This window comes from Paenibacillus tianmuensis (genome assembly GCF_900100345.1).
Taxonomy (GTDB): Bacteria; Bacillota; Bacilli; order Paenibacillales; family NBRC-103111; genus Paenibacillus_G; species Paenibacillus_G tianmuensis.
The window spans coordinates 1-19557 of sequence record NZ_FMTT01000070.1 but is presented as its reverse complement, the minus strand read 5'-3'; the positions used below and the strand labels follow the sequence as shown (position 1 = coordinate 19557).

Sequence of the window (19557 nt, the reverse complement as noted above, 5' to 3'; positions counted from 1 at the left end):
CGACTCGAACTGGTTTTCCTGCCGCCTTACAGTCCGAAATTGAATCTTGTTGAAGGGTTATGGAAATGGCTGAAATCCGATGTAATTAACAATGTGTTCTATCACACGGTGGCCGAAATCCGTAACAATGTTCAGCAGTTTATGGACGAAATCATGAAATCTCGGTGGTCGATCATAGATTGGCTTTGTGTTAGGTTCTAATTCTAATGAATTCATTAGTTCAACTTATATAGATTGTTTACTTCTCCGTGACCGTTTATGGCAATTTGTGGTACAATCGGTGGGAGAATAAGCGAAAGGCTGGTATGCGAGGCGTGAGCAAAGTTTTAATCTTTTCTTTTTTATGGTGGGTCACCGGAAATCCGTTTGTGGCCTTTCTTGTGTTGCTGATCATCCTGTATATGCTTGACCGCCGGTTTGTCGGTTTGACCCCGAGCATCTTCCAGCCGCTGAAGCGGGCGCGGCGATTGTCCCGCCTGAAGGATGAGCTTCGGCTCAATCCGCATCATACGTCGACCAAGCTGGAAATCGCCCGAATTTATATGGAGCAAAAAAAATACGGCGAGGCGCTCGAACTGTTGGTCGAGGTGGCCGGGGTGATGGACGATTCCGCGGACGTGTTCAGCGAGCAGGGCATTTGCGAGTTGAAGTTGGGACGGACGGAAGAAGGCGAGCGTCTCTTGCTGCGTGCACTGGAGCTGAACCCGCGGGTAAAATACGGCGAGCCCTATTTGCGGCTGGGCGAAGCGTTCGCAGGAAGCAATCCGGAGAAGGCGATCCGGTATATGGAACGGTTCGGGGAAGTCAACTCTTCGTCCTGCGAAGCTTATTACCGGCTCGGACTGCTGTACCGGGGGCTTGGGCGAAACGAAGAAGCCCGGCGGGCGTTCCGCGAAGCCGTGGAACTGTACCGGGGGCTTCCCAAATACAAGCGGCGCCACGAACGGCGCTGGGCGCTTCTCGCCCGCATGAAATCATAAGACAGCGGCTGTCCCGACTGTAACCCGGGCGGGCGTAAACGGCGTCAAGTCCGCCGAAGTCGGCCGGTCCTGCGCCAGCTCGGCGACGATCTGCGCAGTGGCCGGCGCTAGCAGAATGCCGTTGCGGTAATGGCCGGTTGCGAAAATTAAGCCGGGCGCAGCGTCCCACGTTCCGAGGAATGGCAGGGCGTCCCGCGTGCCGGGCCGCAGTCCCGCCCAAGTGGCGACGAATTCGGCATCGGCCAGCCGCGGCAGCAGCGCTGCCGCTTTGGTGTGCAGCTCGCCGATGACCTTGGCGGTCGATCGCTTGTCAAAGCCGGACTCTGTCTGGGTCGCGCCGACAATGTAGCTGCCGTCCCGTTTTGGCACGACGTAGCAACCTTTGGTGAATACGGTGGAGCGGATAAGCGGCGCTTCGGTCTTGAGCGAAATGCATTGGCCTTTGACCGGGAATATAGGCAAGCTCAGCCCGAGCGGTTCGGTCAACGCCGTGCTCCAAGCGCCCGCAGCGAGGACGACGAGGTCCGCGTACAGCGGGCCTTCCGACGTCTGTACGCCGCGGATTCGGCCGCTTCCGGGCTCTGTCAGTAGCCGGATAACCGGCGTCCACTCGCGGATGGCGCAGCCCTGCTTGGCTATCGCGGCTTGCAGCGTCTTGGCGAGCCAGACCGGGTGCACGTGATGATCCGCAGGCAAATACAGGCCGCCGCGCACGGCGGGGGTCAGCTCGGGCTCCAGCTTTAGCATTTCCGCAGGCTGTACCCATTCGGCGTCCCGAATCCACGATAAGCGGCCGCGCAGTTCAGCCTCATCTTCTTCCGTAAGGGCCGCGCGGACGATTCCCTCGGCGACATACTGCGCCGTAAGGCCGCTGACCTGCTCCAGCTCGTCCGTCCAAGCGCGGTACAGCTGCTGGCTCAGACGACACAGCTCATAGTAAGGGCCGGGCTGATGCGTTTCGGACTGCGCCCCCAGCATTCCCGCGGCGGCGGTGGACGCCTCCTGATTCAACGCTCCCTTCTCGATCAGTGTGCAGGCGAAGCCTGCCTTGCCGAGCTCATAGGCTGCGCTGCAGCCGATAATGCCGCCGCCGACGATGATAACGGTCGGCTTGGTGTCGGTATGACTTGAATCCGTATTCATGACAATCCTCTCCTTGGGATAGGCTTCGACCGATCGAGCGCTTCTCGGAATGCGGCGATTTGTCCCGCCGGGTCCGCGTGCAGCAGCACCGAGGACAGCACGGCGATGCCTGCTGCACCGGTGGACAAGACAACGTCCACAAGATGCGGCTCGATGCCCCCGATCGCTAAGACGGGTACGTCCGACGCTTGCACCGCTTCCATCAGTCCGGCCAAGCCACGGGGCTTCAAACCAGGCTTCGAACCGGTCGCGTACACATGGCCGAAGAGAGCGAAATCGGTTCCTTGCCGTCCGGCTTCGGCCGCTTCCTCGGCCGAATGCACGGAGCAGCCGAGCGTCATGCCGCGGGGAGCGATGGTCCGCGCCTCGGCCGGCGACAAGCTGCCGCCGGTAAGCTGCACGCCGTCCGCTCGGGCGGCCAGCGCAGCATCCAGGCGGTCGTTCAGCAGAACCGCCGTGTGCGGCAGCAGCGGCTTCAGCCGAGCATGCCAGCGCACCAGTTCACTGGCGCTGCGGTGTTTTTCGCGGATGTGCAGCGCGTCGACCAGCTCGAACGGGCAGCGGGCCACAATGGCAGCTACCTCTTCCAGCTCCTGCTGGCCGGTCGTCATGACATGCAGCGCATGGGTTCTCCGGGACATACGGGATCGGACCTTCCTTTTCTCCATTGAAATGTATTTTCATCATAACGTGTTCGCTTCCGCGGCGTCAAAGTGTTTGTCCTACTTGTCATAAAATGATCACGAACGAAGGATGCGGGCTTGCGGGGCTTCTTGACGGTCGAGAAGGAGAAGACTAAACTTATGGAAGGTGTAGCGAATCGGGAGGCTGGAGCAGCATGACGATTTTCAAAGCATTGACCATTGCAGGCTCGGACAGCGGAGGCGGAGCGGGGATTCAAGCGGATTTGAAAACGTTCCAAATGCTCGACGTGTACGGGATGTCCGCGATCACGGCGATCACCGCGCAGAACACGTTGGGCGTTCACGGCATATACGATATCCCGCTGGAGGGAATCGAGAAGCAGATCGACGCCGTACTGTCCGATCTCGGAGCGGACGCGGCCAAAACCGGCATGCTGTCGCAGCCGGAAATTATCGAGCTGGTTGCGGAATGCATCCGCAAGCACGGGCTGAAGCGGCTTGTCGTCGACCCGGTGATGGTCGCCAAAGGAGGAGCCAGCCTGCTCGCCGCCAATGCGCAGAACGCGCTGCGCGAGAAGCTGCTGCCGTTGGCCGCGCTGGTGACGCCCAATATTCCCGAGGCTGAGGTTATTACGGGCCTTTCGGTCACTTCGATAGAGGACATGAAGGAGGCGGCGCGGCGCATCGTTAAGGAATTCGGCGCGGGCGCCGCGATCGTCAAAGGCGGCCACCGCAGCGGCGAGCCGACAGACGTGCTGTATGACGGCGAGGCGTTCCACCTATTGACGGGCGAGCGGTACGAAACGCGCCATACGCATGGGACAGGCTGCACCTTCTCCGCGGCTATCTGCGCGGAGCTCGCCAAAGGGAAGACGCTGCTGGAGGCCGCCCATACGGCCAAGCAATTTATTACGCTTGCCATACGGCATACGCTCGGCATCGGCGCCGGTCACGGTCCGACGAACCATTGGGCGTACGTGCGCGAGCGCGCTGCGGCCGAATAGCAGACGAAGGAGCATCTGATACTATGAGCTATGAATACTTGATGCAGGCGGTTTTGCTCATCGTCGTGCTCATTGCCTTTTTCCCCGCCATCGTGCTGTGGTCCAAGTGGAAAAAGAAGAAACGGAGATAAGCGATATGTATTATGTCAATCAGGAACAAATCGATGCCCGACTGGCGTTCGTGCCGGATTTACTGCAAGCTTGCGCTGCCTTGGAGTCCGCTTGGGAAGCCCGGGGAAAGACTGCCCCCGAAGGCGGCTTAAAGGAAGCGGATTCGGAGCTGCTGCTGCATTTGGCGCAGGAGCGGACGCTTCATCTGGCGATTGAGACGGTGACCGACGTAGGCAGCTTGCTGATCGACGCGTTCATGATGCGGGACGCCAGCAGCTATGAGGACATCGTCGAGATCCTCGCCGGCGAAGGCGTGTTCGGAGCCGACGTTGCGCTCGTTCTGACGGAGCTTGTGAAGCTGCGCCGTCCGCTGACGCAGGAGTATAACACGCTGCCGCGCAGCGGGCTGCATCCGATGATCGTGAAGCTGCCCGGGGCGCTGGGCACTTTTGCCGAAGCCGTACCGGCATTTATCAGCAAAGAAATGCTGTAGACGCCGCTGCTACAGACCAGGGACCGTCCGCATCAGGACAGGTCCCTTATTTTTCTCCATTGTATTCTCCGCCAGCCTTTTCCTCGGTTAGGATTTTACATACATAGTAGTATATTAATTTACTTATCGTCTCATTTCGTATACAATGTTTTTATTCATGCGGTACAGCATAGCTTCACCAGAATAAAACAGGCGGCCTGCATACAAGAAGGACGGTGAGACCGGATGAACCAGGAAACGGACGTATCGACGCGGCGCGTCATCCTCACGATGCTCAAGACCAAAGGGGCGCTCAGCGTCGGGGACATGTCGAAGCAGCTAGGCATCACGGAAATGGCGGTGCGGCGGCACCTGAACACGCTGGAGCGGGATAATTTGATCGAATCGAAGCTGGTGCGGCAGGCGATGGGACGACCTTCGCATTTGTATTCGCTGACACCGAATGCCGACGACTTATTTCCTAAAAAGTATCAGCATCTCGCGTTGGAGTTGTTGGAAGAGCTCGAAGCTTCCTTGGGGGAAAGCAACGTGAACCTGCTGTTCGAGCGGCGCAAGGAGAGGCTGATCGACCGCTACGGGGAGCGCATGAAAGACAAGCCGTTCGACGGACGCGTCCAAGAGCTGGCTGAGATTCAGAATGCGAATGGCTACATGGTCGAATTGGAGTCGACGGGGGACGGCGGTTACCTGCTGAAGGAATACAATTGCCCGATTTCTCAGGTAGCCAATCAATACAACCACGCTTGTCAATGCGAGCTCGTGATGTTTCAGCGTCTTCTTGGTCCAGAAGCCGAAGTGGAGCGGAAGGAATGTCTTGCCAAAGGCGGCGGCAAATGTACGTATGCCATTCGGCCTAACCCATAAAAAAACCATCTCTTCTGCCGGATCTTCCGCAAGAGATGGTTTTTTGCCGTTTCAGAAAGGGGGAGCCGCGTCGTTTTCGAGCTTGGGCCGTTTGTTTTGGGCCGCTCGCAGGTTTGTCGTATAAGTAATGCCGACAGACAGCAGCCCGAACAGGAAAAACGCGATAACTTTGTCCAGCGCCGGACTCCCGGATAGATCGAACAGTATCGTTTTGACAGCGAGACAGATCAGCGTCAAGGAGCCCAAGGCTTGAAGCGGCTTCCGCATCCAGTAAGCGCCCCACAGCAGTAGCGCAAGCGCGTACAAGCCCCAGACGGCCGACAAGATAAGCTGCAGATTCATTCGCGGGGATAGCCCATAATAGGCGAAGAAACTGTACGTTCCGCAGGCAAGCCCTCCGCCGACAGCCAGATGGCTGAGAAAGGTAAACCCGTTGGACAACATCCGGTTGTCGTCTTCCCGTAATCGTTCGAAGCGGCCTTTGGCCGACAAATAAAACCCTACGGCGGCCAGCAGCGCCCAAACCGGCATATTCCCGTGGCCGAACGGGGAGGAATGGCCGAATGGGTCCGCCTCAGCCGCATTCCATGTGCTAAAAAACCAGTAGCCGAAGACGCCCAGCCAGACGACGGCCGCTCCCCCGCGGAGCGCATCCCATCGTTTTACGGTGCCGAGTCCCAGCATGGCGATGGCGGCGGGAAGCCACAAAAATACATGGGTGATCGGTTCCAAATTCCGTTCCTTGAGAAAGTGGAGCGATGCGAAGAGGATGAGCATCATCCCGCCGAACAGCTTCATCAGGACGATCGTAGATAATTCGGGTAACCAGCGTCGAATAAGGCAGGCCAGGATGACGTACAGCATTCCCATGAACAGCATCGGGTAGGCGATCGGCACGACCCGCTCCCACAAGACGAACGCCCAGAAGCCGAACACGGCGGCATTCGCGATACCCAGGAACAGGTCGGTGCCGTCGTCTGTCCGTTTTTTCCATATCGAGACGGACAAGGCGCCAATGTAAAAAATATAAATCAGAAGCGCATAACGGTACGCAAGGCTCCAACCTTCGGCGGCCTCCGGCTGGAGCTTCAAGTAAAATAGGAAATACAACAGCCATGTGCCTGCAAATGCGGTGAATTTTAGCTCGTTCCAATCGAGCCGAAGACTGAGGGTAAAATAGACGACATTTAATGCCAATAACCCGGCCCAGAGTATCCAGCCTTCATCCGGGCCCGGGCTTACAATCAGTAACGCCGGCCATCCTCCGAGCAGCGATACGTTCAAGAGGAGCCTGGACTGCCATTTGAAGGCGATCCAGCTTGCCCCTGCCGCAGTGGCCAGCATGCCTGCACCTGACGGGGGCCCTTTCCCTAGCGTAAGACATAGCCCATATAACAAAACGCCCAGAACCACCAAGACTCCAGGCCAAAATGACGGCAACCTGCGCAGCCGCTCTTTCATGCCTAACGTTCCTCCCCCGATCCGTTATCCGTACTTAGTTACAATAATTGTAAGGGAACAAAGGAAGAGGGTTAAGTACTAATTTCATCTAGTACCGGAACGTATGTTCAGATTCTGCCGGTTACTTGTTCAACAGAACACGTTCCGAACTGAGCTGCTGATGGTTTTAAAATAAAAAAACAACAGGTCTGCCGCGGTTAGCGGGACCTGCCGTTCTTGGTCATCGTGCTGGTTTCTTTTCCCTTGAATTTCACGGGAGCCGGATCGATTCCGAAGCGTTTGCTGTACAAGCTGTAGGTTGAACCGGTCACGGTAGTCCTTGGGATTTCGGCCGGAAGGCCCCGCTGTGTCCGCAAAGAGGCGATCGCTGCGGTAAGCTCTTCTTCTTTGACGACAATGAAAGGGCTGTCCCACCGTCCGTCCAGGTGGATGAACTCGATATGGTCAGGCTTCAGTTTCTGGAAGGAAAGCAGAAACCGGCGAAGCTCATCGGAAGGGATATCTGTTTTTACGCTTTCTCCGGCAATTTTCAGCAATCCGCTCCATTGGGTAATCCCGCTGAACGACGTCATTTTTTGCAGCAGCTTATCGAGCACTTCCTGCTGGCGCTGGTTGCGGGCAAGGTCCGTGGACTCTTCGGTGCCCCGGTTGGATTTGCGGTAGCGCAAGAAATCAAGCGTTTGCTTGCCGCTTAACGTCTGAAACCCTTTTTTCAGATTGATATTCGTACCGTCTTCTTCGTCGACGTAACGCATATCCATATCAACATTCATTTCGATGCCGTCGAGCTCGTCGACGACATTGCGGAAGCCGTCGAAATCGATCGCCGCCATATAATCGATCGGCACGTTGAACATACTGCCGTACAGCTCTTTCGTTTTTTGAATCGCGGTGTCTTTGTTCTGTATGTAATAGTATGCGTAATAGTAGTTCGCTTTTTGGCTGGAAAGGCCGAACTCCTTCGGCTTCATCTCCAGATCGCGGGGAATGGAAACGATGGTGGCGGAGCGGGTCTCCGGATTCAGCGAGACAAGCATGAGCACATCGGTGTTCAGCGTGCCCCCGCTGCCATCGCGGCTGTCGATCCCTGTCAGCAAGAAGGTCATCGGTTTGAAGTTCTCCGCAAGAGTAGCCAGACCTTTCAATCCTTGCGGGGTCGTCTTGACCGGCGGGGCCACGGACATATTTTTGAGCGCTTTATCGGCTTGATGCAGCAAATATCCGGCATAGGCAACGGCGCCTACACCAAGCAGGGCAAGGCCTATAATAACATTCCGCAAGGTTTTGCGGGGTTTGATCGTTAGATTTTGTCGGGAAGGAACCATCATTCAACCTCCTGTCAATGCTCTTTCAAAACACTGTCTACCATAATAACGCAAAACATGGTGCAAAAGGTTACAAAAATATTAAAAATCCGCCAATTCTTTTGTCATTGTTTTGTTACCTTCTTCTTTCGACAAACGATTACAATGGAGAGAGAGGTACTCTTATTTACCCTAACATGAGCCGGATCACACATATTCCGGCCCCGTCGATTGATTTTTGCAAGAGGAAAGGCTATCATGTGAAAAATACGAAACCCGGACGTTCGGACCACCGCTTTGGGGAGTGACATATGACGATGATGAGAAAAGCGGCAGCGGCTTGGCTGGCGCTGGTTTTAGGCTGTACGGGCTGCGGCTTCATGGGACAGCCGGGGGCGTACATGCGGCTGCCCAAGCTCCCGGCCGAGCAGGAGGCGCTCAAGCTGACGATCGAACGGTCGCTGCCGGAAGGCGCGGCGTTGATCCGCCCCCGCAAGGCGGAGCAGAAGGGAGCGTTCTCGCTGATCGATTTGGACGGTGACGGCAGCAAGGAAGCGGTGTTCTTTTACAAGATCAAAAACAAGGAACAACTGCATGGAGAAATATGGAAAATGGAGGACGACTCGTGGCAGCGTCTTGACCGGTTCGAGGGCGCCGGCTTCGAGCTGGATTCGCTGACGTTTGACGATGTGGTGCAGAAGGGCCGGAAGGACGTTATCGCGGGCTATTCGACGGGAGCGGAATCGGCCAAAGGCTTGGCGGTCTATTCCTTGGAGGCCGGACGGATGATAAAGAAGCTGGAGCTGCCGTATACGGCTTATGTCATTGACGATCTGAACGGAGACGGCAAGAAAGATGTAACGATCATTGTGCACGACAGAGAAGCATCGTCCAACGCAACACTCTATCAATATGAAAACGAGCTTCGCAAGCTGGGAAGCGTCCGTTTGGATTCGTCCGTGAACGAGTATTATAACGTCCTCGGAGGGCGGGTGTCGGCGGACAAGCGGGGCGTTGTGCTTGATGCTGCGGTAGGCGCTCATTCCTCGTATACCGAGCTGCTTGTGTACGAGGGAGGGAAGCTCAAACGAGCGTTTAATCCTCAAACGACTTACAAAGCTTACTCGGGCAACAGCGAAGACGCCGACGGCGACGGCATCATCGAAATATCCGGCATGTACGATCCGCCGGGCTACGAGAATGAGGCGATGGCCAACATCCCTTGGATCGAGACCTTTGCCAAATGGGACGGCGGACGAGGGCTTACGAAGGTGCTGGAACGTTACTTCAACGGGGAATACGGGTATACCTTTGACATTCCGCCGGAGTGGAAAGAGCGGTTTACGGTGAAGAAATCGGGGGCTACCGTCCGCTTCTTGAATACCGGGGACGGGAAGCTGTTGGCCGAGATCCGGGTATTTCCGCAGGCGGAATGGACGGATGACCATAAGTCATGGGCCGTGTTGAGCCGGACGATGGATCAAGTGTACGCCATTGACGCGAACGGGGCGGTTTATCGAAGCTTTTTCCGCTTGTTATCGGAAGCAAGAGCCGAAGGGGGGAGCCAGACGCATGAGTAAAATACTTATTCTGGAAGACGAAGCTTCGATCCGCAGCTTTGTCGTCGTCAATCTGAAACGGCAGGGCTACGACATTACGGAGGCGGTTACCGGAGACGAGGCGCTGGCACTGCTGAAGCAGGACGATAGCTTCGATATCGCGCTGCTCGACGTCATGGTGCCGGGGATCGACGGCTTCGAGGTGTGTCGGCGGGTGCGGGAATTTAACGAGCGGATCGGCATCATCTTCCTGACCGCCAAGGTGCAGGAGCAGGACAAGGTGATGGGGCTGTCGCTCGGAGCGGACGATCATATCGGCAAGCCGTTCAGTCCGGGGGAGCTGATGGCACGCATCGGGTCGCTGCTGCGTCGTGTCCGCAGCCAGCCGGCGAGCGGAGAGGACAGAGGCACGCTGCGCTCCGGCCCGTTCGAAATTCATCCGGAAAAAGTCGAGCTCCGCAAAAACGGAGAACGGATCGATCTGACCCCGACCGAGTTTGCTTTGATCCAGCGCCTGATCGAAAAAGAAGGCTCGCCGCTGAGCCGAAATGATCTGCTCGATGAGATCTGGGGCGTCCAATATATCGGAGATCCGAAAATCGTCGATGTCAATATTCGCAGGCTCCGTCAAAAAGTAGAGGAGGACCCGTCCGCTCCGAAATTTATCGAGACGGTATGGGGCTTCGGCTACCGCTGGCAGGGGCGGGACGCCTCGACATGAAGCTGAGGAGAAGTCTAAGGCGACAGGTTGTCATACGCTTTTTGGGGATCGTTCTGCTGACGCTCCTTCTGATGGAAGGCGTCTTCTTCTTTGCCGTCCGCCAGTTTTATTATAACGGCATCGCCAATGTGCTGACCAACCATGCCGTCGTCTCGACGAACTTTTACGCCAATTTTACGGGGGACTTGTTTTACAATAACTTGAGCCAGCATTTGAACCGGATGGTGCAGTATTTCGCTTATGAAACGGCGGAGCTGGAATTTGTAGACCGTAACGGAACGGTGCTTGCAGCGTCCAGCGGCTTTGCCGTACGGGAGCGCATTCGGACAAGCGATGTAAAGGAGGCTTGGGCAGGCCGGACAGGGGTGTGGACCGGGAATCAAGCGGTGACCAACGAGCGCGTGATGGCTGTTTCCAACCCACTCGTCTATAAAGGGCAGACGCTGGCGGTGATCCGGTATGTCACTTCCTTGACGGAGGTTGACCGGGTGCTGCGTACGATCTACGCCGTATCGGCCGGAGTCGGCGGTGGCGTGCTGCTTCTGGTGCTGCTGGTCAGCCTTCCCTTCGCCAATTCGATCGTCCGGCCGATCAAACGGATGACGGCCGCTTCCGCAGAGATGGCCAAAGGCCGGTTCGATGTGCGGGTGAACGAAGCGTACGACAATGAGATTGGTGAGCTGGCGGGGACGCTGAATTATATGGCTCGGGAGATTGAGCGTAGCGAGTCGCTTAAGAACGATTTTATTTCTTCCATTTCTCACGAGATTCGGACGCCACTGAGCAGCATTAAGGGGTGGAGCGAAACGATTCTGACAGGCGGTATGGAGGACAAGGAGGAAACGCGGCTCGGACTCGGCATTATCGCGAAGGAAACCGACCGCTTGATCGGCCTCGTCGAGGAGCTGCTTGACTTCTCCAGGCTGCACCAGAAAAGTATTACCCTCGATCTCGCCCGGGTACTGATGAACGAGCTGCTGGGCGAGGCGGTGCTGCAAATGCGTTCCAAGGCGGAGCAAAAGCAGATCGACCTCCGCTTGAGCTTACCTTCCGAGCCTGTGGCGGTCATCGGGGACACGAATCGGCTGAAGCAGGTTTATCTTAATTTGATCGATAACGCAATCAAATTTACCGGACCGGGCGGATGCATAACGATTTCTCTGGAGCGGGAGGACCGGGACGCCGTCGTGCGGATTGCGGATAATGGTATTGGGATATCACGCGAGCATCTGGGGAAGGTCGAAACGAAGTTCTATCAGGCGGACCCGAAAGCGGAAGGAACCGGCATCGGACTTGCCATCTGCCGGGAAATCGTCAACTTGCATCAAGGGGCGATTCGGCTGATTTCGGCAGAAGGAGAAGGGACGACGGTAACGGTCCGGTTGCCGTTAGAAGAGGCTGAAGCTCAAGGCGAGGAAGCCTCCGGCCCATTATTTGACAAGTCCGAATCGAATGGACGATAATGGAAAAAGATCGGGGCGAATACGCATCGATTCGCACGTTCGACTTTTTCACTTTCTGGAGAGGGAGGATGAATCATGTCTTATGATGTAGCGATTATCGGAGCAGGACCTGCAGGAGCAAGCGCTGCCCTTTTCACGGCGAAGGCGGGCAAGAAGACGCTGGTGATTGACAGCGATCAGAGCATTACAAAACGTGCTTGGGTGGAAAACCACTATGGCGTAGCCGAGATTACCGGGCCGGACCTGGTGGAGAACGGGAAGAAACAGGCGGCCAAGTTCGGAGCCGAGCTGGTACAAGGCAAAGTCGTCGCCGTTGTGAAAGAAGGCGAAGGATTCCGCTTGGAGACGGAGAACGGGAGCTACGAAGCGAAGCATGTCGTGCTCGCCACGGGGCTGAACGCTGAGCTGGCGCAGCAGATCGGCGTGAATACGAAGCCGGGAACCGAGCCGCGGATCAAGACGGTAGTCGACGCCACCCCGGAGGGCAAGACGAACGTGCCGGGCATTTGGGCGGCCGGGACCGCGGCGGGCGTGAGCGTGCATACGATCATTACCGCAGGCGACGGGGCCAAGGTTGCGATCAATTTGATCAGCGAGCTGAACGGCGAACGTTATGTCGACCATGACGTGTTGAAAGCATAAATGTATAAACAGGCGGCCTCCATGATGTGGAGAGCCGCCTCTTTTTGTATTGCTAAGTCGCATCCGGCGTCCTTTGATGCTTAAGGGACGCAGCAGGGCCATCGGATTCGTTTAATCTTTCACCGACGGCAATCTGCGTAGGCAGGATGAGGGCTGAAGGTTCAATAGAGGAACTAGGATGATGTGATTCAGCCTCTGGACCGCTCTACGAGCCGGGCCGCTTTATCCCGCACCCAACCAAAGTTGCCGGCAGCGATTTCCTTCAGGTTCACGAGCGAGCCGCCGATGCCGACCCCGTAGCAGCCGATCTTCATAAACTCGGCGATGTTATCTTCGTTCACGCCGCCGACCGCCATCAAGGGGATGTGATTCAGCGGGCCCATCAATTCCTTGATGTAGCCGATTCCGAGGCTGGCGCCCGGAAATATTTTCACCGCCGTCGCCCCGGCTTTCCATGCTTTCACAACTTCCGTCGGCGTCATCGCCCCCGGAAAGATCGGAGCACCGCGCTCCACGGCGTAACGGATCACCTGCTCGTCCGTGTTCGGGGTAACCAAATACGACGCCCCGGCGTCCAGCGCTTTCTGCGCGTCGTCCACGTCCACCACGGTCCCTGCGCCGATGTACATCTGTTCCCCGAACCGGGCTTGAAGCCGTTCGATCATGCCAAGCGCTCCCGGCGTATTCAACGTTACTTCCATGATTGGCACCCCGCCGCTGACCAGCGCATCCGCTAATCCCTCGATATGCTGTTCCTCCACGCCGCGCACAATGGCGACGATCTTGACTTTCTCGATCAACTGCAGTCCTAGCTCCCGATTCATCCGCTGCATCCTCCCGTCATGACTTGCTTTTATCCCGTTCGCGCAGGGATAAGCGGCCATTTCATTGACTTCATTATACCTGCTTTTCTTAAAATGCCAACTGTGCTAACCTGTATTTTATGGAAACTATGTTTAGGAGCTGATCCGAAAGATGAGCGTTAACGAACCTGTCAAATTAACTTCTTACTCGACGAAAGGCGGGTGCGGCTGCAAAATTGGCCCAGCGGATCTGCAGCAGGTGATCCGGACCCTTCCCCCGGCAACTCCCGACCCGAACCTGCTCGTCGGTCTCGATACAAGCGACGATGCCGGGGTGTACAAGCTGACGGACGAGCTGGCGCTGGTCCAAACCGTCGACTTTTTTACGCCCATCGTCGACGATCCTTACGCTTTCGGTCAGGTTGCGGCGGCCAACGCGCTCAGCGACATTTATGCGATGGGCGGGAAGCCGCTTACGGTGCTGAACATCGTGGCCTTTCCGATCAAGAAGCTGGATAAACAAGTACTGGCCGATATTTTGCGCGGCGCGGGCGACAAGGTCAAAGAAGCCGGAGCGACGCTCGTAGGAGGCCACTCCATTGACGATAACGAGCCGAAATTCGGTCTCGCCGTCACCGGACTGGTGCACCCGTCCAAAGCGAAGACGAATGCGGGGGCCCAGCCGGGGGACAAGCTGATCCTGACCAAGCCGATCGGCGTGGGCATCTTGACGACCTCAATCAAGAAAGACGCCCTAAGCCCGGAAGAGATCGAACGGGTCACCAAGGTAATGACCACGTTGAACAAGACGGCTGCGGAAACGATGGAGCCGTACGACGTGCACGGCTGTACCGACGTGACCGGCTTCGGACTTCTCGGCCACGCGGCCGAGTTGGCCAAAGGCAGCGGCGTAGGCGTGCGCATCGGGAAGGCACAGGTGCCGGTGCTGCCGCGTGTTCGCGAGCTGGCCGAGGCAGGCCTTGTCCCGGGCGGCACCAAGAACAATTATGCGCACCTCGAAGGGACCGTCGCCTTCGCCGAATCCATCGATCAGCTCGATCAATGGATTCTCTGCGACGCTGTGACCTCCGGCGGGCTGCTGATCGCCGTCGCCGCGGACAAGGCCGACGCCCTGCTGGGCGACTTGCGCCGTGCAGGCGTCGAGGCAGCAATTATCGGCGAAACGACCGCCGACCATCCGGGCGAAATCCGCGTTCTGGAATCGCTGTAAGCAGCCGCCGAGGACGTACAGCTATGCCGCAGCACGCCCCATATGAAGCAAAGGAGCGAGGACGCGTTGCAACAAGACATTACCGTGCAGGAGCTGCTGCGCCTTCATCAGGAACGGGAGCTGACGCTCGTTGACGTCCGCTCTCCGGGAGAGTTCAAAGAATTTACGATCCCCGGCAGCTTGAACATACCGCTTTTCGATGACGGGGAGCGGGCGGAGATCGGCACAACCTATAAGCAGGTCAGCATCGAAGCGGCCAAGCAGCGCGGGCTTGAGATCGTATCTGCCAAGCTTCCGGCCTTCATCCGGGAATTTCAGGCGCTTGGTAAGAACAAGGCCGTCTTCTGCTGGCGGGGCGGCATGCGAAGCCGGACGTCGGCTACGATGCTGTCGCTCATGGGTATCCGCGCCTACCGACTAACCGGAGGCATCCGGGCCTATCGTCAATGGGTCGTACAGACGCTTGAGTCGTTCGAGCTCAAGCCCAAGGTTGTCGTCATCGCCGGCCATACTGGCACCGGCAAATCGCTGATCCTCCGCAAGCTGGCCGAGCGGGGCTATCCCGTGCTCGATCTGGAGCGGATGGCCGGACATCGCGGCTCGATCTTTGGGCAGATTGGACTTACGTCGAACAACCAAAAGACGTTCGAATCGCTGCTTGTCCATGAGCTGCTGAGCTATCAGGATCGGCCTTTCGTGCTGATGGAGGCGGAAAGCCGCAGAATCGGCCGGGCGGTGATGCCCAACTTTCTGGCGGAAGCCAAAACAAGCGGCATTCCGATCCGGATCGAGGTACCGTTGGAAGAACGGATAAGGCACATCGTGCAGGAGTATCGGCCGAAGGATCACGCGGACGCCTGCCTCGCCGCTTTTCGGCAAATTCGCCGCCGGCTTCATACGCCGGTTGCCGCGCAAATCGAGCGGCATCTGCTGGAGCATGAATTTGAGGATGCCGCGAGGCTGCTGCTCGAATATTACTACGATCCGCGCTACGAGCATGCGGAAGAACGTTACACCACGGAGCCGATCCGACTCCGCGTCCGTCATGCGGATGAAGCCGTGCAGCGAATCGAGCAAGAGCTGAAGCGGCTGTTCTAAGCCGAACTTTAAAGCCTGGGCAACCGGGCTTTTTTTCTGCCTTTTTTGGCAAGCTCCTCGTTCTTTTTTTCGGAAGTTGTGTCAAAATGGGCGCCTCCGTCTTATACTGTACTATCTCATAGGCATTCGTCTAGAAGCGGCTGGGATGACGGAGGTGAAGGCCATGTGGTGGCAATGGGGAGCGGCGGTCTGCATTTTTGCTTTTCTGGTGCTCATCGGGTTGGCTATACGCTTTGCGTATTTGGCGATTCGTGCCTTGAGGCATGCCGAGACTGCGCTTGATACGATGCAGCAGCAAGTGCGGCAAACCGCGGAGAGCACGGAAAGCTTACTTCTCGTGTCAACTGAGGTCATGCGGGACCTACAAGGCAAAATGCAAGCGGTCGATGCTTGGTTTGCGGCAGCGGAGGAGACGGGAGAAGCGGTACAGCGGGTATCCCGAATCGTGAAATCCGTGTCGCTCTCCATTGAGAGCACGGCACTTGAGGCGCGCAAAGCGTTACATAGCCATCGGGATACCGCAAACGACCTGATAGAGCTGACAGCCGTCGGCCTGCAGCTCTGGCATCGCCTGCAAGCTTCCAGACCCATGAAATCAAAGGAGTGAAGAACGATGGCAGCGGAAAAAAGAAATAAGGATTTGCTCGTCGGAGCGGTAATCGGCGGTGTGCTTGGCGCGGTGACAGCACTACTGTTTGCGCCTAAATCCGGATGCGAGCTGCGCGCCGACTTGAAAGAAGGCTATCATCAGGTGAGCGAGAAGACGCAGCAAATCGCAGGTGACGTTGCGGAAAAATCGAAGCAGGTGGCGGTTCAAGTGAGTCAGGAAGTGAAATCGTGGCGCAGCGGCAAATCGGAAAACGGCACAGCCGAAGTAGCCGCAGCCGAAGCGTCTATCGCAGCTACGACGGTCGAACGCGAGGAGCACTAAAGCTTGACTTGCAAAAAAACGGGATCATCGGCGCCATGGCCGAGATCCCGTCTGGTTTTGTCGGATTGTTACCATTTGGACGGATCGATCTTGCTTGGGTCGAGTCCTTCCCAAATGTTCTTGATATTCGCTTTGGCCGGGTCTTCGAACACCAGCCAGGCGGTAGGCAAATACCGTTCGCCGTATTCGCTGGAAGGCTTGTTCAAGATCTGGTTGTCCTTGACCAGTATGGTCGAGGACCCGCCGTCCAGATTGGCCGCTGTAACCGCGCCATGCTCCAGAAAAATTTTCTGAATATCGTACAGCGTCGCCCCAATGCTGTATCCCGGCTGGCGTCCGTCGATGATGGCGAACATAATGGTGCCGTCAGCTTTTTGTGCCATCGAGGTGCGGGGGGCGATCCCCCAGCCGTCAGCCTGATTTTTGATCATGCCCACGCCGTTGACGATAAACTTCGGAGCGAAGGTGACCGCTTCCTGAACGCCCATCTTGATCAGCTCGTTCGGCGTATATTTGCCCGCGATCAGTTTGCCTTCTTTATCGATGGCAACGATGTGATTGCGCGTGTTCATACCGCCATCGTTATAGAAAATTTTTCCTCCCGACATGACGAGGCCGGTCGGCTGAAAGCCGTTGCCTTTCCATTCCGGATCGACGAACCCGCCCGCATTGACGCCGGCAATGGCCCCCAGTCGTTTTACCATCGAGGAAACCTTTTCTCCCTTGCCACGTGTGCTCGGAACAGCGATGCGCAGCGTTTTCGGATCGTTCACGATCAGCAGCTTGCCTTTAAAATTTTTCCCCTGAATGTCTTCTATCTCAACCGGAGGCTTTTTTTCGACAACTGTTGTCGCCGGTTTATGGTCTACGCGCACAAGGTCCTTATCCTTGATTTCGGAATACGTGTCGAATTGCGCCCAATACCGATCAACCCGTTTTTTGAGCTCTTCCTCGCCGATAAGGTATTTCGCCCAATGGCGGTGCTGCGTCGAAATAATCGTATCGGCCATCATCATACGCAAATTCGTGCCGGTTTCCGTTAGAAAAAACCACAAGCTGAACACACTTCCGAACAAAAATAGGAAAAATAACGTATAAAGTGTGATTGAGGCCAAAGTGGAAGAACGCCGTTTCTTCTTTTTGACCGGCTTCTTTTTTTTCTTTGCGGCAGCGGCAGTGGTCCTCTGAGTACGAGGACTGCCGGGCATCGGTACGGACATAATTCAAATCCTTTCCATGGTATGGTTAGACTCCATCCTCTTTTATAAACGAAATACAGCGAAAAAAGTTGCATGAAGAGGAAACTCAAAATGTACCCTTGAATCTTGTCGCAGTCTTGGGAGAATAGAAATCGAGCTGCTTTTGCGTCTCAATGCCTTCGGCGAGACTGCGGGCCAGCCGCTTATAAAGATCTTCTCCCACATGGGGACTTGGCGTCTCGCTAATGATTTGAAGGGTGCCTAATTCAAAAAAAGACGTCTGCCATTCGGCCACCCGTCTACTACTTCGTCGTTGAGAAGCTGGTAATCGTCCGTTTCTTTGACGACGTACTCAATCTGAGGAGGCGATTTCAGTTCCAAGGCGAGAAAGCATATTAACGAGGCTGAACTATTTAGCAGGCGAGGGAGACATCCAAGGTTACATTGTTAGTCGGGGAATGAATGATGACCGTCACGAGTCAATGGGGAATTTTGCATGGTTTCAGCAACACGGGCATGGATAAGGCTGGCAGACTTGTGGACTACCAGCCCAGAAAGCTAAGGCGTTATTTCTTTAGAAGTTCTTCCGGTGTTTCTGGGCGGTTGATCGAGAATGAGTTTGTTCCTACAAATAATGCGGCCAGAGCCATTAGCAGTGAATTTGCTATGATAGCTAATTTTTTTTTCAATGCATTACTCTCCTTTCGAAATAACTAACAATTTTGTAGGTATATTTCATTGTTAGAACCGCCTGAATTATAAAAGCGGCAGTAAAAACCGTGGATTTAATGAAAAAATTACTAGAGATGATAACTAAGGTGACTATTTTTAGCAAGGGATAAAATTTTTGAGGAATTCGGCTGACATCTTTAATATTGTTAGGAGCTGTAAAGAGCAAAATAATAAATGAAATAATATTAAGGTACACGGATAGTTGTGTATACTCGGTAGGTACATTCGCAATGGTTACAAAAATTAGAATTGAAGTAATACAGCAAGCCAGTGAAGAAGACAAATGAATTCCACCACTAACATAGCGAATCAACAAAAATATACATATTCCTATAATCGCTTCATTGAAACGATTTGTGATAACTGATATTAACAAGGAAACGATTGTGGCAAGACTCGTATTGATTGTTAAACTCAACGCATATTTTAAAGCTATCTCTGATCCGGCATGTTCATTATGTTTGCGTATGACTTTTGCCAAGTAAGACGCCATTGAATCGATAGGATTCATCTCTTTGATAACCTTTCTCTTCTTTCTTTCCATAGCTTTTGATTGTGTTTATATGCAAGTACGATTCCGGTTAAAAAAACGACTGCCAATGCGATAGGAATTGCAATATGAAATTTGGATTCTTTGAATATCATTGTTTGTACTTGAATAGCAAATACACATACAATAAGAATTCCCGATAACCAAAAATTATATTTTTTCATCGAATCGTTTATTGTAAAGTGAAAACCTATTTTATAACGTTGTAGAAAAATAATTAGCAACACTTGAAGAGCTGTAACAATTAATTGCCAAACAACCGAGTGAACTATATAAGTTGAACTAATGAATTCATTAGAATTAGAACCTAACACTATTCCGATCTATGATCGACCACCGAGATTTCATGATTTCGTCCATAAACTGCTGAACATTGTTACGGATTTCGGCCACCGTGTGATAGAACACATTGTTAATTACATCGGATTTCAGCCATTTCCATAACCCTTCAACAAGATTCAATTTCGGACTGTAAGGCGGCAGGAAAACCAGTTCGAGTCGGCCTTTCATCTCTTCCAAAAACGGCTGCAATAACTTGGCATGATGAATGCGAGCGTTATCCAACACGATGACGATTTTGCCCTTTGGATAGTGAGCGACCACCTTTTGAAGAAAGCCCAAGAA

At 54.9% G+C, this 19557-nt stretch carries 23 protein-coding genes; 13 read left to right on the top strand and 10 right to left on the bottom strand.

The window, feature by feature from the left end:
* Positions 1–201 (top strand): transposase (locus tag BLO51_RS27000; RefSeq protein WP_174551323.1); only part of this gene is annotated, 201 nt, incomplete at its 5' end.
* Positions 202–314: 113 nt separating this feature from the next.
* Positions 315–980 (top strand): tetratricopeptide repeat protein, encoded by a 666-nt coding sequence (locus BLO51_RS26995; protein ID WP_090676947.1) that lies wholly within the window; start codon positions 315–317, stop codon positions 978–980.
* Here the strand turns inward: BLO51_RS26995 and thiO are convergent.
* Positions 975–2123, bottom strand: a complete 1149-nt coding sequence (gene thiO / locus BLO51_RS26990) for a glycine oxidase ThiO (RefSeq protein ID WP_090676938.1) — start codon at positions 2121–2123, stop codon at positions 975–977. The two genes, BLO51_RS26995 and thiO, sit on opposite strands and share 6 nt — an antisense overlap.
* Positions 2120–2764, bottom strand: coding sequence for a thiamine phosphate synthase (locus BLO51_RS26985; protein WP_090676935.1), 645 nt, complete (start codon positions 2762–2764; stop codon positions 2120–2122). Before BLO51_RS26985 ends, thiO begins: the two co-directional genes overlap by 4 nt.
* Before the next feature lie 197 nt (positions 2765–2961).
* Here BLO51_RS26985 and thiD point away from each other — a divergent pair, with 197 nt between their 5' ends.
* The 3 genes from thiD to BLO51_RS26970 all read left to right on the top strand — a co-directional run bounded on the left by thiD (position 2962) and on the right by BLO51_RS26970 (position 5239).
* On the top strand, positions 2962–3771 hold the full coding sequence (gene thiD / locus BLO51_RS26980) for a bifunctional hydroxymethylpyrimidine kinase/phosphomethylpyrimidine kinase (protein ID WP_090676932.1): 810 nt from the start codon (positions 2962–2964) through the stop codon (positions 3769–3771).
* Positions 3772–3907: 136 nt separating this feature from the next.
* On the top strand, positions 3908–4375 hold the full coding sequence (locus tag BLO51_RS26975) for a DUF86 domain-containing protein (protein ID WP_090676929.1): 468 nt from the start codon (positions 3908–3910) through the stop codon (positions 4373–4375).
* Positions 4376–4600: 225 nt separating this feature from the next.
* Complete coding sequence (locus BLO51_RS26970) at positions 4601–5239, top strand: helix-turn-helix transcriptional regulator (RefSeq protein ID WP_090676925.1); 639 nt, start codon at positions 4601–4603, stop codon at positions 5237–5239.
* A gap of 51 nt (positions 5240–5290) precedes the next feature.
* Here the strand turns inward: BLO51_RS26970 and BLO51_RS26965 are convergent, their stop codons facing one another.
* Both BLO51_RS26965 and BLO51_RS26960 read right to left on the bottom strand, forming a co-directional pair.
* A complete protein-coding gene (locus BLO51_RS26965) occupies positions 5291–6583 on the bottom strand; it encodes a DUF2339 domain-containing protein (protein WP_217266795.1) in 1293 nt (430 codons plus the stop codon).
* Between the two features lie 314 nt (positions 6584–6897).
* Positions 6898–8025, bottom strand: coding sequence for an LCP family protein (locus BLO51_RS26960; protein ID WP_090676920.1), 1128 nt, complete (start codon positions 8023–8025; stop codon positions 6898–6900).
* Between the two features lie 290 nt (positions 8026–8315).
* On the opposite strand from BLO51_RS26960, the gene BLO51_RS26955 reads away from it, so the two are divergent.
* From BLO51_RS26955 to BLO51_RS26940, 4 genes are all read left to right on the top strand, one after another.
* Positions 8316–9584 (top strand): hypothetical protein, encoded by a 1269-nt coding sequence (locus BLO51_RS26955; protein WP_245719849.1) that lies wholly within the window; start codon positions 8316–8318, stop codon positions 9582–9584.
* Positions 9577–10284 (top strand): response regulator transcription factor, encoded by a 708-nt coding sequence (locus BLO51_RS26950; RefSeq protein WP_090676918.1) that lies wholly within the window; start codon positions 9577–9579, stop codon positions 10282–10284. The genes BLO51_RS26955 and BLO51_RS26950 overlap by 8 nt, the downstream gene beginning before the upstream one ends.
* Entirely contained in the window at positions 10239–11747 is a 1509-nt protein-coding gene (locus BLO51_RS26945; protein WP_245719848.1) for a sensor histidine kinase, read from the top strand. Before BLO51_RS26950 ends, BLO51_RS26945 begins: the two co-directional genes overlap by 46 nt.
* Before the next feature lie 75 nt (positions 11748–11822).
* A complete protein-coding gene (locus BLO51_RS26940) occupies positions 11823–12389 on the top strand; it encodes an NAD(P)/FAD-dependent oxidoreductase (RefSeq protein WP_090676916.1) in 567 nt (188 codons plus the stop codon).
* A gap of 188 nt (positions 12390–12577) precedes the next feature.
* Here BLO51_RS26940 and BLO51_RS26935 read toward each other — a convergent pair whose 3' ends face one another.
* Positions 12578–13213 (bottom strand): bifunctional 4-hydroxy-2-oxoglutarate aldolase/2-dehydro-3-deoxy-phosphogluconate aldolase, encoded by a 636-nt coding sequence (locus BLO51_RS26935; protein WP_090676914.1) that lies wholly within the window; start codon positions 13211–13213, stop codon positions 12578–12580.
* Positions 13214–13364: 151 nt separating this feature from the next.
* On the opposite strand from BLO51_RS26935, the gene selD reads away from it, so the two are divergent.
* The 4 genes from selD to BLO51_RS26915 all read left to right on the top strand — a co-directional run bounded on the left by selD (position 13365) and on the right by BLO51_RS26915 (position 16452).
* Positions 13365–14423: a selenide, water dikinase SelD gene (selD, locus tag BLO51_RS26930; protein WP_090676911.1), complete on the top strand. Its 1059-nt coding sequence runs from the start codon at positions 13365–13367 to the stop codon at positions 14421–14423.
* A gap of 66 nt (positions 14424–14489) precedes the next feature.
* The gene (gene mnmH, locus BLO51_RS26925; RefSeq protein ID WP_090676908.1) at positions 14490–15521 is read left to right on the top strand and encodes a tRNA 2-selenouridine(34) synthase MnmH; all 1032 of its coding nucleotides are present in this window, start codon (positions 14490–14492) and stop codon (positions 15519–15521) included.
* 163 nt (positions 15522–15684) lie between these two features.
* A complete protein-coding gene (locus BLO51_RS26920; RefSeq protein ID WP_167670351.1) occupies positions 15685–16128 on the top strand; it encodes a DUF948 domain-containing protein in 444 nt (147 codons plus the stop codon).
* 6 nt (positions 16129–16134) lie between these two features.
* Positions 16135–16452 (top strand): YtxH domain-containing protein, encoded by a 318-nt coding sequence (locus tag BLO51_RS26915; protein ID WP_090676903.1) that lies wholly within the window; start codon positions 16135–16137, stop codon positions 16450–16452.
* A 68-nt stretch (positions 16453–16520) separates the two neighbouring features.
* On the opposite strand, the gene BLO51_RS26910 is transcribed toward BLO51_RS26915, so the two are convergent.
* From BLO51_RS26910 to BLO51_RS26895, 5 genes are all read right to left on the bottom strand, one after another.
* Complete coding sequence (locus BLO51_RS26910; RefSeq protein WP_090676900.1) at positions 16521–17672, bottom strand: phosphodiester glycosidase family protein; 1152 nt, start codon at positions 17670–17672, stop codon at positions 16521–16523.
* 545 nt (positions 17673–18217) lie between these two features.
* The gene (locus BLO51_RS26905; protein WP_088833989.1) at positions 18218–18340 is read right to left on the bottom strand and encodes an AgrD family cyclic lactone autoinducer peptide; all 123 of its coding nucleotides are present in this window, start codon (positions 18338–18340) and stop codon (positions 18218–18220) included.
* A complete protein-coding gene (locus BLO51_RS26900; protein ID WP_167670350.1) occupies positions 18337–18894 on the bottom strand; it encodes an accessory gene regulator B family protein in 558 nt (185 codons plus the stop codon). The genes BLO51_RS26905 and BLO51_RS26900 overlap by 4 nt, the downstream gene beginning before the upstream one ends.
* Complete coding sequence (locus BLO51_RS29965; RefSeq protein WP_217266794.1) at positions 18891–19097, bottom strand: hypothetical protein; 207 nt, start codon at positions 19095–19097, stop codon at positions 18891–18893. Before BLO51_RS29965 ends, BLO51_RS26900 begins: the two co-directional genes overlap by 4 nt.
* Before the next feature lie 136 nt (positions 19098–19233).
* A partial coding sequence (locus tag BLO51_RS26895; RefSeq protein ID WP_143007005.1) for an IS630 family transposase occupies positions 19234–19557 on the bottom strand: 324 nt, incomplete at its 5' end.